This is a genomic window from Mesorhizobium sp. M1403 (assembly GCF_040317695.1).
Lineage (GTDB): Bacteria > Pseudomonadota > Alphaproteobacteria > Rhizobiales > Rhizobiaceae > Mesorhizobium.
This window is the reverse complement of record NZ_JAMYKY010000010.1, coordinates 76,727-89,979: the sequence shown is the minus strand read 5'-3', so window position 1 is coordinate 89,979 and position 13,253 is coordinate 76,727. Positions and strand designations below refer to the sequence as shown.

The 13,253-nt window shown below is 61.6% G+C and carries 16 protein-coding genes and 2 tRNA genes; 10 read left to right on the top strand and 8 right to left on the bottom strand.

The features are described from left to right. Positions 1–51 precede the first annotated feature (51 nt). Positions 52–126, bottom strand: a tRNA-Thr gene (locus NKH01_RS18050). A gap of 160 nt (positions 127–286) precedes the next feature. On the opposite strand from NKH01_RS18050, the gene NKH01_RS18045 reads away from it, so the two are divergent. From NKH01_RS18045 to NKH01_RS18000, 10 genes are all read left to right on the top strand, one after another. Continuing rightward, the gene (locus NKH01_RS18045; protein ID WP_352493808.1) at positions 287–469 is read left to right on the top strand and encodes a hypothetical protein; all 183 of its coding nucleotides are present in this window, start codon (positions 287–289) and stop codon (positions 467–469) included. Positions 470–628: 159 nt separating this feature from the next. Beyond that, the gene (gene murA / locus NKH01_RS18040; protein WP_023719441.1) at positions 629–1,921 is read left to right on the top strand and encodes a UDP-N-acetylglucosamine 1-carboxyvinyltransferase; all 1,293 of its coding nucleotides are present in this window, start codon (positions 629–631) and stop codon (positions 1,919–1,921) included. Between the two features lie 301 nt (positions 1,922–2,222). Further along, positions 2,223–2,657 carry a DUF2948 family protein gene (locus NKH01_RS18035; protein ID WP_352482425.1) on the top strand — a complete coding sequence of 145 codons (435 nt, stop codon included), beginning with the start codon at positions 2,223–2,225 and terminating at the stop codon, positions 2,655–2,657. Between the two features lie 4 nt (positions 2,658–2,661). Next, positions 2,662–3,954, top strand: coding sequence for a histidinol dehydrogenase (gene hisD / locus NKH01_RS18030; protein WP_353021453.1), 1,293 nt, complete (start codon positions 2,662–2,664; stop codon positions 3,952–3,954). 2 nt (positions 3,955–3,956) lie between these two features. Then, positions 3,957–4,442 (top strand): UPF0262 family protein, encoded by a 486-nt coding sequence (locus NKH01_RS18025; protein WP_023719444.1) that lies wholly within the window; start codon positions 3,957–3,959, stop codon positions 4,440–4,442. Positions 4,443–4,500: 58 nt separating this feature from the next. After that, the gene (locus tag NKH01_RS18020; protein ID WP_023719445.1) at positions 4,501–4,911 is read left to right on the top strand and encodes an arsenate-mycothiol transferase ArsC; all 411 of its coding nucleotides are present in this window, start codon (positions 4,501–4,503) and stop codon (positions 4,909–4,911) included. 89 nt (positions 4,912–5,000) lie between these two features. Next, positions 5,001–5,219 (top strand): translation initiation factor IF-1, encoded by a 219-nt coding sequence (gene infA, locus NKH01_RS18015; protein ID WP_006200926.1) that lies wholly within the window; start codon positions 5,001–5,003, stop codon positions 5,217–5,219. A 25-nt stretch (positions 5,220–5,244) separates the two neighbouring features. Then, on the top strand, positions 5,245–5,874 hold the full coding sequence (locus NKH01_RS18010) for a Maf-like protein (protein ID WP_023719446.1): 630 nt from the start codon (positions 5,245–5,247) through the stop codon (positions 5,872–5,874). Continuing rightward, a complete protein-coding gene (gene yacG / locus NKH01_RS18005; protein WP_352885297.1) occupies positions 5,871–6,062 on the top strand; it encodes a DNA gyrase inhibitor YacG in 192 nt (63 codons plus the stop codon). Before NKH01_RS18010 ends, yacG begins: the two co-directional genes overlap by 4 nt. A 375-nt stretch (positions 6,063–6,437) precedes the next feature. After that, positions 6,438–6,513, top strand: a tRNA-Phe gene (locus NKH01_RS18000). A gap of 213 nt (positions 6,514–6,726) precedes the next feature. Here the strand turns inward: NKH01_RS18000 and NKH01_RS17995 are convergent. From NKH01_RS17995 to NKH01_RS17965, 7 genes are all read right to left on the bottom strand, one after another. Next, on the bottom strand, positions 6,727–7,341 hold the full coding sequence (locus tag NKH01_RS17995; protein ID WP_352482429.1) for a class I SAM-dependent DNA methyltransferase: 615 nt from the start codon (positions 7,339–7,341) through the stop codon (positions 6,727–6,729). 217 nt (positions 7,342–7,558) lie between these two features. Beyond that, positions 7,559–8,314: an AAA family ATPase gene (locus NKH01_RS17990; RefSeq protein WP_023719449.1), complete on the bottom strand. Its 756-nt coding sequence runs from the start codon at positions 8,312–8,314 to the stop codon at positions 7,559–7,561. Continuing rightward, positions 8,311–8,766, bottom strand: a complete 456-nt coding sequence (locus NKH01_RS17985; RefSeq protein WP_352791676.1) for a hypothetical protein — start codon at positions 8,764–8,766, stop codon at positions 8,311–8,313. The genes NKH01_RS17990 and NKH01_RS17985 overlap by 4 nt, the downstream gene beginning before the upstream one ends. 462 nt (positions 8,767–9,228) lie before the next feature. Further along, positions 9,229–10,821 (bottom strand): gamma-glutamyltransferase, encoded by a 1,593-nt coding sequence (gene ggt, locus NKH01_RS17980; RefSeq protein ID WP_353021452.1) that lies wholly within the window; start codon positions 10,819–10,821, stop codon positions 9,229–9,231. A gap of 21 nt (positions 10,822–10,842) precedes the next feature. Further along, a complete protein-coding gene (locus NKH01_RS17975; RefSeq protein WP_352716986.1) occupies positions 10,843–11,562 on the bottom strand; it encodes an ABC transporter permease in 720 nt (239 codons plus the stop codon). Next, positions 11,559–12,272 carry an ABC transporter permease gene (locus NKH01_RS17970; RefSeq protein ID WP_023719453.1) on the bottom strand — a complete coding sequence of 238 codons (714 nt, stop codon included), beginning with the start codon at positions 12,270–12,272 and terminating at the stop codon, positions 11,559–11,561. The genes NKH01_RS17975 and NKH01_RS17970 overlap by 4 nt, the downstream gene beginning before the upstream one ends. Positions 12,273–12,341: 69 nt before the next feature. Further along, entirely contained in the window at positions 12,342–13,187 is an 846-nt protein-coding gene (locus NKH01_RS17965) for a transporter substrate-binding domain-containing protein (protein ID WP_023719454.1), read from the bottom strand. Positions 13,188–13,253 lie beyond the last annotated feature (66 nt).

Genomic DNA, 13,253 nt, shown 5'->3' with positions numbered 1-13,253 from the left:
GGCAAAAAGACCAACAAAGTCAGATAGTTGTTCCCATTCAACGGGATAGACTGGTGCTGCGAGAGAGGATTGAACTCTCGACCTCTCCCTTACCAAGGGAGTGCTCTACCACTGAGCTACCGCAGCCGCCGATGGCGGGGCTTCTGCCATATCGAACCGGCAAGCGCAAGGCCAAGACAAAGACGGGTTGAAAGGCCGCACCAGGCGATTGTTCCGGACATGGCCATGCCACAATGTTGGCTATCCCTTGATCCGCACCGGCGGGTCGCCGGCCGGGGACGGGACGATGAACGACAAGACAATTTCTCCGAACAAGGATGGTCTACCAAAAAAGGCTGGCCGGAAGGACCGGCTGGCCGAGCAGTTGCGTGCCAATCTGCAGAAGCGCAAGGCGCAATTGCGCTCACGGCGAACCGGCGGGGCCGACCAGCGGCCGGACGGGCTGCAGGCGGCAAAGCAGAAGGATTAACGCGAATCGGCTATGTTGGTCGCCGGTATTTTGGCCAAGGTATCGTGGGCCAACGCGGGGAAATAGCCTGTTTCTTGAACCAAGCCGGCCAATGGTCTAGATGGGCCGCAACTGACTCAACCGATTTAAACCGGCTTTTCGGCCGAGGGGACGCTCTTCATGGATCGCATCAGAATTGTCGGCGGCAACAAGCTTGCCGGAAGCATCCCGATCTCGGGCGCGAAAAACGCCGCGCTGCCGCTGATGATCGCCGCGCTTTTGACCGACGACACGCTGACGCTGGAAAACGTGCCGCATCTGGCCGACGTCGAGCAGCTGATCCGCATCCTCGGCAATCACGGCGTCGACTATTCGGTCAATGGCCGCCGCGAAAAGCAGCATGAGGGCTATTCGCGCACCATCAATTTCTCCGCCCGCAACATCGTCGACACGACGGCGCCTTACGAGCTGGTGTCGAAGATGCGGGCGTCGTTCTGGGTGATCGGCCCTCTGCTGGCCCGCATGGGCGAGGCCAAGGTGTCGCTGCCCGGCGGCTGCGCCATCGGCACGCGGCCGGTCGACCTCTTCCTGGAAGGCCTGCAGGCGCTGGGCGCCGATATCGACGTCGACACCGGCTATGTCATCGCCAAGACCAGGAACGGCCGGCTGGTCGGCAACCGCTACGTGTTCCCGAAAGTCTCGGTCGGCGCCACCCATGTGCTGATGATGGCGGCCTCGCTGGCCAAGGGCGAAACGGTGCTCGAAAACGCAGCCCGCGAGCCCGAGATCGTCAACCTTGCCGACTGCCTCAACGCCATGGGTGCGAAGATCTCCGGCGCTGGCACCGCGACCATCACCATCGACGGCGTCGAGGCGCTGTCGGGCGCCCGCGTCAGGGTGATCCCCGACCGTATCGAGACCGGCACCTATGCGATGGCGGTGGCGATGACCGGCGGCGACGTCGTGCTGGAAGGCGCGCGGCCCGACTTGTTGCAGACGGCGCTGGACATCATTTCGCAGACCGGTGCTGAGATCACGCAGACCAATTCCGGCATCCGCGTCAGGCGCAACGGCGCCGGCATTTCGCCGGTCGACGTGACGACGGCGCCGTTCCCGGCGTTCCCGACCGATCTGCAGGCGCAGTTCATGGGCCTGATGACGATGGCCAAGGGTAAGTCGCGCATCACCGAGACGATCTTCGAAAACCGCTTCATGCACGTCCAGGAGCTCGCCCGGCTCGGCGCCCACATCACGCTGTCCGGCCAGACGGCGATCGTCGACGGCGTGGCGAAGCTGAAGGGCGCGCCTGTCATGGCAACCGACCTTCGCGCCTCGGTGTCGCTGGTCATCGCCGGCCTTGCGGCAGAAGGCGAGACCACGGTCAACCGCGTCTATCATCTCGACCGCGGCTTCGAGCGGCTGGAAGAAAAGCTGTCCGGCTGCGGCGCGGAGATCGAGCGCATTTCGGGGTAACGATAGCAGGCTCAGGTCAGCGCCGCCCCTCATCTGCCTGCCGGCATCTTCTCCCCGTATAGGGACGGGAGAAGGACCGCCTGGCGAAGGATTTCGCCAATCTCCAGCGTTGCGGAGAGGGTGCCGAGGTTGCGGCCAGCCTCTTCTCCTCGTCCCTATACGGGGAGAAGGTCCCGGCAGGCGGACGAGGGGCGGCGCTGACCGGGGCGATTGCCTGGCCAAGACCTCCGGTGCGGTTGCACGAGCCGGAAAGACCGCCTAACAGAAGGTCGAATAGTCAACTCGCAGGTGCGAATTCCGCATGAATGGCCTTAAGCTTGTCGCGCTCGACGATCAGGATCTGAGCATCATCTCGGCGCATGTCCAGGATGCCGTGATGAAGGTCAGCGATCTCGAATACCTGCCTTCGGTCAAGCGATTCGTGCTGACCATGAACCGCTTCGTCTGGGAGGCGAAATCGGGCTTCTTGCGCCAGCACAATGAGCGGCGGCAAGCGGTGCTGCATTTCGACCGGGTGCTCGCCGCCAAGACCAGCGGCATTGCCCGCGACAAACCGGACGAGGTGCTGTCGCTGCTGGCGATCAGCTTTCTCGCGCTAGACAAGCCGGCCGGCATCGTCGAGCTGATCTTTGCGGGAGGCGGCGCCATCATGCTCGATGTCGAATGCATCGAGGCGCGGCTTGCCGATGTCGGCGGTGCCTGGGAAGCGACGTCGCGCCCGGTCCACAGAGTCTGAGCCGATGGCCATCACGCTTCGCCAGTCCGACGCCGATTTCGAGCAGCGCTTTGCCGCGTTCCTGCTGACCAAGCGGGAAGTCTCGGCCGACGTCGACGCCGTGGTGCGCGAGATCATCGCCAAGGTGCGCGCCGACGGCGACGCGGCGCTCGTCGCCTACACGCAGAAATTCGGCGGCGGCGACCTGACAAGGCTCGGCATTGCGGTGTCCAAGGATGACATTGCCAAGGCTTACGATGCAGCCGATCCGCAGACGGTCGAGGCGCTGAAATTCGCCCGCGAGCGCATCCGCTCCCATCACCAGCGGCAGCTGCCTAAAGACGATCGCTATACCGACGCCGCCGGCGTCGAGCTCGGCTCGCGCTGGACGGCGATCGAGGCCGTCGGGCTCTATGTGCCGGGCGGCACGGCGAGCTATCCGAGCTCGGTGCTGATGAACGCCGTGCCGGCCAAGGTCGCCGGCGTCGAGCGCATTGCCATGGTGGTGCCAGCCTCCGGCGGCGACGTGCCGCCGCTGGTGCTGGTCGCGGCCGACCTTGCCGGCGTTTCCGAAATCTACCGCGTCGGCGGCGCCCAGGCGATCGCAGCCCTTGCCTATGGCACCGAGACGATAAAGCCCGTCGCCAAGATCGTCGGCCCCGGCAATGCCTATGTCGCGGCGGCCAAACGCCAGGTGTTCGGCACGGTCGGCATCGACATGATCGCCGGGCCTTCGGAAGTGCTGGTCGTCGCCGACGGCAGCAACGACCCCGACTGGATCGCAGCCGACCTGCTGGCCCAGGCCGAGCATGACGTATCGTCGCAATCGATCCTGATCACCAACGACCCTGCCTTCGGCGACGCGGTCGAACAGGCGGTTGAACGCCAATTGCAGAACCTGCCGCGCGCCGCGACGGCGGCGGCGAGCTGGCGCGATTTCGGCGCCATAGTCCTGGTGCCGACGATCGAGGCAGCACTGCCGCTGGTCGACCGCATCGCGGCCGAACATGTCGAGCTTGCCATCGACGACCCAGAGGCTTTCCTGGCGCGGATGCGCAATGCCGGTGCGGTGTTTCTCGGCCGGCATACGCCGGAGGCCATCGGCGACTATGTCGCCGGCTCCAACCACGTGCTGCCGACAGCACGCTCGGCGCGCTTCTCGTCCGGGCTTTCGGTGCTCGATTTCGTCAAGCGCACTTCGATCCTGAAGCTCGGGCCGGAACAGTTGCGGGCGCTGGCGCCGGCGGCGATCACGCTGGCCAAGGCGGAAGGGCTCGATGCGCATGGACGCTCCGTCGCCATCCGGCTGAACATGTAGAAATGTCCGACTACGACGAAACCCGCGCCAGGCTGATCGATGTCGAGCTCGACGAGACGATCGGCCGCTCGACGCCCGATGTCGAGCATGAGCGGGCGGTGGCGATCTTCGACCTGATCGAGGAGAACCGTTTCCAGCCGGTCAATGACGACGGCGCCGGGCCATACCGACTGAAACTGTCGCTGGCCGAATCCCGGCTGGTGTTCGCGGTGGCGCGCGAGGACGGCGCAGCCGTGGTCACCCATATCCTGTCGCTGACGCCGCTTAGGCGCATCGTCAAGGATTACTACATGATCTGTGAAAGCTATTACGACGCCATCCGCACCGCGACGCCCAGCCATATCGAGGCGATCGACATGGGCCGGCGCGGCCTGCACAATGAAGGCTCGCAGACGCTGATGGACCGGCTTGCCGGCAAGATCGACATCGATTTCGACACGGCGCGCCGGCTGTTCACGCTGGTTTGCGTGCTGCACTGGCGAGGTTAAACTGGCCGCCCCGCTGCCCCGCTCGATCCTGCCCCGCTCGATCCTGTTTGTTTGCGGCATGAACGCCGTGCGCTCGCCGATGGCCGAATTGCTGGCGCGCAAGGTGCTCCCGCCTACCACTTTCGTCGCCTCGGCCGGGGTGCGCGGCGGCGAACGCGATCCGTTCGTCGATGCCGTGCTGGCCGAAGAGGGGCTGTCGCTCGGCGAACGGCACCCGAGAACGATGGACGACCTCGAAGACGATTATTTCGACCTGATCGTGACGCTGGCGCCGGAAGCCCACCATACCGCGCTCGAACTCACCCGCTCGCTGGCCGTCGAAGTCGAATATTGGCCGATGCCCGACCCGACCGGCGTCAGCGGCACGCGCGAACAGATCATGGCTGCCTATCGCGACGTGCGCGAGCGGCTGAAGGCGCGGATCGGCCGCCGTTTTCTCGGCAACGAGGCTGAAAACGCCGCGGATTAAGCGTGTTCACAAGCGGACGTTTATCATATAGGTTCCGCGCAACTTTCCGGCCGGGGCGCTGGAAGTACCCATCCAAGCAAAGGTATCGAATGCCGAAGGAAGAAGTCCTCGAGTTTCCGGGTGTCGTGACGGAATTGCTGCCCAACGCGATGTTCAGGGTCAAGCTCGAAAACGAACATGAAATCATCGCCCACACGGCCGGCCGCATGCGCAAGAACCGCATCCGCGTTTTGACCGGCGACAAGGTCCTGGTCGAGATGACGCCCTACGACCTGACCAAGGGCCGCATCACCTACCGCTTCAAGTAAGTTCAAGGACCCGGCCGGGATCGCGATGGGCATTTTGCAGAAGCTCGTGCTTGCCTCGGGTTCGCCGCGCCGGATCGAGCTGTTGCAGCAGGCCGGCATCGAGCCGGACCGCGTGCTGCCGGCCGATGTCGACGAGACACCGCTGCGCGCGGAGCATCCGCGGTCGCTGGCCAAGCGGCTAGCGACGCAGAAGGCCGAGAAGGCGCTGGTCTCGCTGAAAACCGAGACGGACTACCTGCCGAGCTTCGTGCTGGCCGCCGACACGGTGGTTGCCGTCGGGCGGCGCATCCTGCCCAAGGCCGAGACGCTCGACGATGCCGCCAACTGCCTCGGGCTGCTGTCCGGCCGTTCGCACCGGGTCTATTCCGGCATCTGCCTGATCACGCCGGGCGGCAAGCAGCGCTTGCGGCTGGTCGAGACCAGGGTGCGCTTCAAGCGGCTGCCGCGCGAGGAGATCGACGCCTATATCGCGTCGGGAGAATGGCGCGGCAAGGCCGGCGGCTATGCCGTCCAGGGGCTTGCCGGCGCCTTCGTCGTCAAGCTCGTCGGCTCCTACACCAACGTCGTCGGCCTGCCGCTCTACGAGACGGTGGCGCTGCTGAGCGGCGAAGGCTTCAAGGTGCACGTCAACTGGCTGGCGGGTGCGCGGATATGAGCCCGGACGACAAGGTCACGCCGCTGCGACCCAAGCGGCCCTGCCCCGAATGCGGCAAGCCATCGGCGCGCGAAACCTACCCGTTCTGCTCGAAGCGCTGCAAGGACATCGACCTCAACCGCTGGCTGAAGGGCGTCTACGTCATCCCGGGCCGCGACGACGAGGACGACGACGACGACCAGAAATAGCGCCGTCCGCCTGCGGTTTTCCACAAGCTCGGGACGGTTTCGCGGCCGCGATTGTGACCGATGATCGGCCTTGCCGACTGCCTGTCGCTTCCCGCCTGAACTCAATGTCCAGAACTTGTTCCATCCGGGCACTGTCGGACGGAACAGGTTCTGGCGTTTTGCCTGAGCATGATGTTTTCCGAAAACCGGATTCCACTTTTCGGGATCATGCTTTTTGTTTGAGCATGATCTTTTCCGAAAACCGGATTCCACTTTTCGGGATCATGCTCTAAGCGCTGGACAGGCCGGATTCCCGTGCTATAACCCACGCGCTTTCAAGGGGTGCCGACGGCGCTTTCATGAACCCGGTGTGCAGATTGCCGCCCGCCGGAGCAGGCCCAGATAGCTCAGTTGGTAGAGCAGCGGACTGAAAATCCGCGTGTCGGTGGTTCGAATCCGCCTCTGGGCACCACTACTTCCTCATATAAAATCAATGGCTTGCGGTGTCGCCAACTTGGCGACGTACGGCATTTCATGTCGCGCCGTGTTGTGAACTGTTACCGTTGATTTTCAAGGGTTTCCTGCGACTGTCGGCAACTCCACGCGACATGAACGCGACATGAGCTTCAACAAAGACCAGCCTCATGGCAAATGCTCGGTTTCAAATTTCATGTGCCCGCCGGCTTTACCGCTTTCTGGCAACCACCAGGAAATTCTGCGCAAGCTCCGCCGGAATCCTGGCACTTGCGCAGATCCTTTCAAACGGCACCATCAATATTTCGCACAGTCTTGGCAGCAATTTCCCGGGTCGCGGCAAAAAACCGTACCCAACTATCCGCTCGACAATAAAGCCATTTGCAATGAGCGTCTGCTCGTATCCTTTAATGCTCAAAGTGTGGCGGACTGTCCCTCCTGCATAACGGTTCAGAATGCGGCAGACCAGCCCTATTGGGGAGGTCGCATTCATGTGGATATTCGAGATTAGCAATCCACCTTCGTTCAAATGCGCGCTGATGGCCGACAGTGCATCCTTCCTGAGCTCATCTTCAGCATTGAGGAAGAATCTGAATGCCGTGACCACGTCGAACCTTTCGGCAAGCGGAGAGAACGTAAGATCAGCGCGGACCAATTTCACGTTCTTCGGAACCCGTGCGCTAGCCAACATAGATTGGGAGATGTCAACGCCGACGACTTCACCAAAAAATGGAGCTGCGATATTTGCTATGCGGCCTGTGCCGCATGCGAAGTCCAGGCATTTCCGGTTCGGCCCGCCGACAGGCAGGAGAATACGTTCGACCAAAGGCTTTTCGATACCCGACCACAGAGCTGCATAGTAGCCGGACCGGTACGTGTCGGAGTAATGGGCACCGTACCCAGCCGTCTGGTGGCTTGCTCGGTAATCCCGACGAGCGGGTGCAGGGTTCTCATGGACGCTCCCGAACGGTCGCCGCTGCGCCCGCAGAAATCTGCGAATGCCAACGAACGATCTCACCGTGAACACCATGCAACTCGCGCCTCTAGTCTGGCCCGACGCATGCCGTCGCGGGCAATCCGTGCCCCACGATGCGCGCGACGACCTGTTCGAAATTGCGTGGGTCGAGGCCGTCGACACGCATCAGCGGCCATTTGTCTTGCAGGCATTGGCCGATCTCCCTCGCGATATCCGCTTGCTTCAGGCCCCTGACCACTCCGACTTCGAGAAGGCGCTCGAGGTACGGCTGCCGCGCATACCGCTCAATGAGGCGGTGGCGCAGCGTTTCCCCGGGCGCGTCGACTTGAATGAGGAGATCCGGTCGCGGCAGGAACGTCAGGCAATTACGAACCATGTCGATACTTGGATTTCGTCCCAACAGGACGAGCGCACACAACGCCTGAACGATGCCCTCTTCGAAAATGAAGTACCCTTCTGAGGCCTTCGCCGTATTCCAGGCTTCGAAGAGCAAAACGACGTCGATCTTCAGACGCAACGCCCATATTCGGCTTTTTGGAGGGATCGATGCCAAAAGCCGCGCAGCGGCCCCCTCGCTCGGCGGGGTCGAGAACAAGACCGGACTCGCGGTGGCGAGCTTGTGCACCAGACGCTGGATACCATGGCGTGTCTCCGGGCTTTCATCCTCGACCGAATCGACTTCGCTGCCGACAGACACAAAATCAATCCGGCGATAGCCATTGACTGTCTTCACACGGATGTCGTGTTTCGCCAGCTCACGGCAAAGGGCGCGGAGAAGGGTCGTCTTGCCTGCACCAGGCGGACCGAACAACTCGATAATCATGTAGGGATCTCCCGAACAGGAAGCAGAAAGATCGGATGAAGCGAGCTCGCCCGCTCCGGCGGTGTGGCGAGCGTAAACACTCTGGCATCCGCCTGGCCGAGTTGACCCCGCTCGCTGGCATCCTGCTGACGCCGCAAAAAGCTTTGGAGGAGATGCGATGCGGTGGAAGACTGCCTTTCCATGGCGTGCAGTCCCGCCTGTTGAGCCGCGACAGCGTTGCCGGTTGACTTGAGAACTTGCAATTGCTTCTCGATCGCCTGCGCTTGCGGCTGGTTGACACGCCTGTCGCTGTCGAACTGGCTCGTCGCCCGTGCCATCTCCTGATCGATCGAGCGCCCCACGGTTGCCCGTTGGTCGACGTCGGTCGTCGTGGCTTCCAGGCGTGCGAGCCTCGACGACGCCGACCCCGCCGCCTGCGCCAACACCTCCGTCGTCGCGCCGCTTGCGCCCATAGGGAACATGGACCTCAGAAAGTCTCTAAATTGCCTGGGGATCAGTGCTTACTATGAGTGCCGAACCATACCATCATCCATCTGAATGACTGTCGGCACCACGGCACGCGCGTTTGGGCGCTGAACAGGGCAACGAGTTCAGGCCGAGCGGGCGGTTTTGGCTTGACGCGACACAAACGCGACATTCGGCCTAAAATCTGAACAATATCAATCACCGACAGCGGACTGAAAATCCGCGTGTCGGTGGTTCGAATCCGCCTCTGGGCACCATTTTTTCCCTGTACGGCCCGGAGACATAGGTAACAGTTTATACCTAGACATGGGTGACAATCTCGCGCCGAGCGGATTGTCGATGGCGTGCAAGAATTATCTGGACCATGGCGCCAGAGGCTCCTGCTCGCCGGCCAAATGGCGATGAAGAACGCCTTCAGCATCTTGGATTCCGCTCCGGCCACAACCGCTCTAAAGACCGAGGGCGCAGCCGTCCTTGCGCGGTTCAGAACCACCCAGCAGCGTCCCGTTTGCCCAATCGATGCGGATGGCCTGCGCACCGCCGATCGGGTCCGTCGCAGGGATAATTTCGAAACCGCGCCGGCTAAGTTCAGCTACGGTTTCGCGAGCGAGCCCGTGTTCGGCCTGGACCTTCATCGTGCCGCTGACGGGGGCGACCCGCGGCAGATCGATCGCCTCCTGCAGGTCCATCCCGAAGTCGAGCACCTTCGTCAGCAGGTGCGCGTGGCCCATTGCCTGGTAGTAGCCACCCATAACGCCGAAAGGCATCTCTGCCCGGTCGCCTCTCGCAAGCATCCCGGGTATGATGGTATGCAGAGGCCGCTTGTTCGGCGCCACTGCATTGGGGTGCCTGGGGTCAAGGGAAAAGCTTTGCCCGCGATTGTGCAAGACGACACCGGAGCGTGGCGAGACCAGGCCCGAGCCAAAGCTGTCGAAGACCGAGTTGATGAAACTGACCGCATTGCGATCCTTGTCGACAACGGAAATATAGACCGTGTCGCTGTGCAGCGGCATATCGAACGCCGGCAGGTCCGCGCGGGCGCGCTTTAGGTCAATCATGCCGGCCAGACGATCGGCCCAAGCATTCGACAACATGTCGGCCACCGGGACCTCGGACGCATCAGGATCGGCGACGAGCAGGTCACGCGCGGCGTAAGCGAGGCGTGTCGCTTCGATTTCCAGGTGAAGCCGGTCCGCGGATTGCGGGTCGCCGTTGGCTTCGAAGCGCGAGAGGATGTTTAGAATCAGCAACGCGATCACACCCTGGCCATTCGGCGGACATTCGAACACATCGCAGCCTCGAAACGCCGTGCTGATCGGGGTCACGTACTCGCCTGTTGCCGAGGCGAAATCTTCGAGTGTGTGCAATCCGCCGAGCCCACGAAGATAGGCGACCATGTCTTCGGCCACAGGGCCAGCGTAGAAAGCCTCTCGTCCTTTTCTTGCGATCAGCCGCAGCGTTGCAGCCAACTCAGGCTGGCGATGCACTTGGCCAACGCTTGGCGCGCGACCGTTTGGCAGGAAAATCCGTTTCGCAGTAACATCGGAGGCCAGAAGTTCTTCCTCCAACGCCCAGTCACGATGGACCCGCGGTGAAATGGCGCAGCCTTCCTCGGCGAAGCGTATAGCAGGGGCCAGAATTTGATCGAAGGGCATGTGCCCGTGATCAGCGTGCAATCTGGTCCAGGCATCGATCGCTCCCGGGATGGTGACGGAGCCAGGAGAATTGCGAGCTACCTCCGCCATGCCACGTTCGAGGAACCAGTCAATTGTGAGGGCGGCGGGTGTCCTGCCCGATCCGTTGTAGGCGATGACCTCGCCGGATCCGTTTCGCGACAGAAGAGCGAAGCAATCGCCTCCAATGCCTGTCGAGGCTGGTTCGACGACACATTGCACCGCGCAGGCTGCGATGGCGGCATCCATGGCGTTGCCGCCGGTCGCCATGATCTCCACCGCCGTCAGGGTCGCCGACGGATGAGAGGTGGCGGCCATGGCCTCGCGTGAAACGACGACCGAGCGCGTTGGTTTCTCAAAATTTCGCATGCTATGCCCTTCTGATCGTGCTCAAGAGGCGGCGTCCCTCATCGTCGAGGGGCGGTGCCGCAGATGCCGCGACATCCAGTATTCGAGTGCCGCCAAGGCACGGATGATCGCGAAATTCAAAGTGAGATAAATGGCGCCCGCGCAGATGAAGACTTCAAAGGCGCGGTAAGTCTGGGAGATCAATCCCTGGGCAATTCCAGTCACCTCCATCAAGGTCACGATGGAGGCCAGAGACGTGCCCTTGATCATCAGGATGATTTCGTTGCCGTAACTCGGCAGAGCCTGGCGAAAGGCCAGCGGCAGGATAACATGCCGATAGGTCAGACAGGTGGACAGGCCGACAGACCGGGCCGCCTCGACAAGGCCGCGCGGCACCGATTGAATCGCGCCGCGGAGGATTTCACTGCCATAGGCGGTGGTGTTGAGTGTCAGCGCGATGATTGCGCACCAGTAGGGTTCGCGGAAAACGGCCCATAATCCAATTGCCGACAGTTGGTGCCGGAACTGACCAAGGCCATAATATGTCAGAAAAATCTGCACCAGCAGGGGCGTGCCCCTGAACACGGCAACGAAGCCACGGATCGGCAAAACGACGAAGGGCGATTCCGATTGCTGGGCAAGCGCCAATGTGACGGCAAGGACGAAGCCGGCAACAATGGAAGTCAGGGCCAATTCTATCGTAAGCGGCAGGCCGGCGAGGAGCTTCGGCAGGATTTCGAGGAAAAAACTGAAATCTATCATGCCGACCGGACGCGCCACGGCGCCTTTCGTTCCAGACGGTAAAAGGCATGGCCCGTGACGGAAGCGATAGCCAGATAGAGCAAGGCTGCAGCAATGTAGAAGATGAATGGTTCACGGGTCGAACCTGCAGCGATCTGTGCCTGGCGCATCAGTTCAACGAGGCCGATTACCGATATCAGCGACGAGTCCTTCAGAACCAACTGCCACACGTTGCCGAGACCTGGCAGCGCGTAGCTCAGGAGCTGGGGAAAAATAACCTGTCGCAGCCGCTGCAGCCGGTTGAGACCAAGCGCGCAAGCGGCATCGTGCTGTCCTTGGTCGATGGCGAGGTAGGCCCCTCGATAGACCTCGGCTTGATAGGCGCCCGAGATGATTGCGATGGCCAAGGTTCCAGTGGCAAAGGCCGGAACGCCGACGAATCCGGACCCGCCCAGGCTATGACCAAGCGAGGTCAGGGCGACACTTCCTCCATAGTAAAGCAGATAAATGGTCAGAAGGTCGGGCACGCCTCGGAAAACCGTGCAATAGCCAAGGGCCAAGAACCTCAATACCTTGGAGTTGCGGAGACGGCCGGCCGCTGCCAGCCCACCGAATACAGCGCCAAGCGCAAAGCCCAGCACAGACAGAAGCACTGTAACCGAGGCCGCCATGAGAAGAGCAGCCCCCCAACCTCCGTGCTGGAAACCAAGTAGCCGGAATGCGTCAACCATCGATACCCCCGGCAGGGCGAACGGCTCAGCTCCGGAACGGGTCAGGAATGGCCGTTCGCCGACAAGCGCCTACTTGACTGGAGTGACGTCGCTCTTGAGCCATTTAAGCGACAGGGTTTTGATCGTGCCATCGGCGATCGCGGCGTCGATGGCCCCGTTGAGCATATCTTTCAGCTTGATGTCCTCTTTGCGGATACCGGCACCGGAGCCAAGACCGAAGAGCCCCCCGACAAATCCCGGCCCGGCAAGCGTATAGTCGCTGAACTCCGGTTTGCCCAGCGTGGCGGCCAGCGCTGTCTGCTGTGCGAAGAGCGCGTCGATGCGACCCGCGGCAAGATCGAGATCGTGTTGCTCGGTGGTCTTGTATTCGCGAATCTCAGCGACGTCCGAGAAGTATTTTTTCACAAATTCCAGGTTCGCCGTTGCGGCCTGAACTCCAATGATCTTTCCCTTCAGCAATGGCTTGAGCTTGTCGATTGCCGCCTGCGCAGAGGCTTCATTCTCCAGCTTGAACCGCTCGTTGGAAATGCCGACCTTGCCCAGTTCGCTATCCTTTGCGACCGCGAAACCTGAGGGATCCACCGCATATGGCTGGGTAAAGTCAATGATCTTCAGACGTTTTTCAGTGATGAACATGCTCGCCATGATCACGTCGAACTTGCCAACGGTCAGCGCGGGGATCATGCCGTCCCAGTCCTGTGCGACGATCTTGCACTCGATCTTCATTCGCCCGCACAGATCATTGGCGAGATCGACTTCGAAGCCGTCCAGTTTGCCGTCGGCTGTTGTGAAATTCCAGGGCGCGTAGGCTCCTTCGGTGGCAATGGTAATTGCCTTTGGTGTTTCTTGTGCAACGGCGGCCTGGACCAGGCCGAACAGGACCGACGCAATGGCTGCGATGCGGCTAATTTTCATGTCATTCTCCTCTTTTTTGCCGGTATGGCAGTTCCCTTTCGTCGTGCCGGATTATCTTCCGGCTTC